Source organism: Pseudomonas sp. Sample_24 (assembly GCF_004307605.1).
In the GTDB taxonomy this organism is placed as follows: domain Bacteria; phylum Pseudomonadota; class Gammaproteobacteria; order Pseudomonadales; family Pseudomonadaceae; genus Aquipseudomonas.
This window is the reverse complement of sequence record NZ_RCNW01000261.1, coordinates 15443-17234: the sequence shown is the minus strand read 5'-3', so window position 1 is coordinate 17234 and position 1792 is coordinate 15443. Positions and strand designations below refer to the sequence as shown.

Here is a 1792-nt window from a genome sequence, read left to right as displayed (position 1 = left end):
GGTTTCGACTATCCTCCCCGTGCCGAATTTTTCCGCAAGGAATTGCGTGAGTTCCTGCTGCTGGCGCGTGAAGAGCAGGTCGACCCGTTGACCCTCAAAGGCTCCTACGCCGGGGCCATGGGGCTGCCGCAGTTCATGCCCAGCAGCTTTCGCGCCTATGCGGTGGACTTCGACGGTGACGGCCACATCAATATCTGGAACAGCCCGGACGATGCCATCGGCAGCGTCGCCAGCTACTTCAAGCGCCATGGCTGGGTCGCCGGCGAACCGGTGGTCAGCCGCGCCGATGTGCGGGGCGAACAGGTCGATGCAGGTTTGACCACCGGCATCGAGCCGACAAAAACCGTTGGAGAGTTGCGGGCCTTGGGCTGGTCAAGTCATGATGCGCTGCGCGATGATATGCCGGTTACCGCTTTCCGGCTGGAAGGCGACAAGGGGCCTGAATACTGGATGGGCCTGAAGAATTTTTACGCGATCACGCGTTATAACCGCAGCGTGATGTACGCCATGGCCGTACATCAACTGTCTGAACAGCTGGTCCAAGCACGGGGCGTCAAGTAATGCGGGCATTGCCTATGAATAAACCCCTGAAGCTGATGGCACTTGCCGCGTTGGCAGTGCTGGTCGCCAGTTGTTCGACCAGCCGCCCGCCGGCCCAGAAGTCTCCCACTACCGTGCGCTCGACGCCGGGGCTGGACATCAACCGGGCACACAAGGATGGCGCACCGTGGTGGGATGTCGACGTTTCGCGCATCCCGGATGCCACGCCGACCCTGCACACCGGTCCATACAAGGCCAACCCTTACACGGTGCTGGGCAAAACCTATTTCCCGATTCAAGAATCCAAGACCTACGTACAGTCCGGTACGGCGTCCTGGTACGGCACCAAGTTCCACGGTCAGAACACCGCCAACGGCGAAGTGTATGACCTGTACGGCATGAGTGCTGCACACAAGACCTTGCCATTGCCAAGTTACGTTCGGGTGACCAACCTGGACAACAACAAGACCGTGATCCTGCGCGTCAACGACCGCGGGCCGTTCTATTCGGACCGCATCATCGATTTGTCCTACGCGGCCGCCAAGAAACTCGGTTATGCCGAAACCGGCACTGCGCGGGTCAAGGTCGAAGGCATCGATCCGCAGCAATGGTGGGCCGCCAAGGGCCGTCCGGCGCCTTTAATGCTCAACGAGCCGCAAGTCGCGCAGAATAGCGCGCCGGTCATCACGGCTTCGGCCGGTACAGTCGAACAATGGACTCCGCCGCCGCAGCAACACGCCGCCGCGGTCGTTCCAGTACAAATCGATGCAAAAAAAAACGCTTCTGCACCAGCGTCTGGCCAGTATCTGCAGGTGGGCGCCTTCGCCAACCCGGACGCTGCCGAGCTGCTGAGGTCGAAGCTCAGCGGGATGGTGAGCGCTCCGGTGTTCATCAGCTCGATCGTGCGCAATCAGCAGACCCTGCATCGGGTGCGCCTGGGACCAATCGGTTCACCGGGTGAAATCCAGCAAGTGCAGAACAGCGTGCGCCTGGCCAACCTCGGTTCGCCTAGCGTCGTGACCGAGTAAGCCACTGAGTAACACGTAGAACTTGATTGACGGTTCATCTGCGGTTTTGGGGGGTGAACCAGGTTGTTGGCTCGTCGAAGAACAAAAGCCCGGCAAAGGGTGGCTGGAGTGAGCAACTGAACACGCGATAACCCGTTAGAAGGTTATTTGATTAGTTTTGCCTTCGGGCAGTTTCCATTAGCGATTTCGAGAGACGGATGAACATCACCACCTTTGCCAAACGC

2 protein-coding genes are annotated in these 1792 nt (G+C 59.5%); both read left to right on the top strand.

What is annotated here, in order from left to right:
- Positions 1 to 561, top strand: a 561-nt coding sequence (locus D8V06_RS14540; protein ID WP_177434427.1) for a lytic murein transglycosylase, incomplete at its 5' end; no start/stop codon positions are given.
- The gene (locus tag D8V06_RS14535; RefSeq protein ID WP_130903860.1) at positions 561 to 1568 is read left to right on the top strand and encodes a septal ring lytic transglycosylase RlpA family protein; all 1008 of its coding nucleotides are present in this window, start codon (positions 561 to 563) and stop codon (positions 1566 to 1568) included. The genes D8V06_RS14540 and D8V06_RS14535, both read left to right, overlap by 1 nt.
- The last annotated feature ends 224 nt before the right edge of the window (positions 1569 to 1792 follow it).

Coding starts and splice junctions, on each gene's coding strand:
- D8V06_RS14535 (WP_130903860.1), top strand. CDS start 561: ATGCGGGCATTGCCTATGAATAAACCCCTGAAGCTGATGGCACTTGCC.